This is a genomic window from Bacillus sp. sid0103 (genome assembly GCF_019219025.1).
In genome coordinates this window covers 1-518 of the sequence record NZ_JAHUWN010000106.1, presented here as the reverse complement: position 1 = coordinate 518, position 518 = coordinate 1, and the positions used below count along the sequence as shown (strand labels likewise).

General features: G+C 39.6%; 1 protein-coding gene. It reads left to right on the top strand.

Going from position 1 to position 518, the window contains the following annotated elements; translation table 11 throughout:
* On the top strand, positions 1–518 hold a 518-nt coding region (locus KW850_RS32685), incomplete at both ends, for a transposase (RefSeq protein ID WP_218351729.1).

Sequence of the window (518 nt, the reverse complement as noted above, 5' to 3'; positions counted from 1 at the left end):
AAAATTGCAATTCCAAGCTGTTCTAGACCAGGTATTCCCTGAATATTGCGGGGTTTTTGGTGATTTATATTCTGTGGTTTCCCTGCTTGTTTTACTAGAATATCCCTCTTCCGAGGATGTTTTAACTCCTGGAGAAGAAGCCGTGGCTTATAAAGTCCATGAACTATGTAAGAGCCGTTCTAAAAAGTGGGCACAAGAGCAGACTTTGAAATTAATCGCCGCAGCGGTTCGAAATCCATTCGAGAGAACCCTTTATCAGAGCCATGTTCTCTCACTAAAAATGTATATTCAATTGCTTTTGGAATACCAAAAGCATCTATCCAGGTTAGAAAAAGAGATAGATGCTTTGGCAAAGGAAATGAAAGAATATAAGATTATCCAATCAATCCCGGGTATCGGTGAAAAAATCGCTGCCACGATTATTTCTGAAATTGGGGAAATTGATCGGTTTAATCACCCTAAGAAACTGGTAGCTTTCGCTGGAATTGACCCAAGTGTATATGAATCTGGACGGTTTA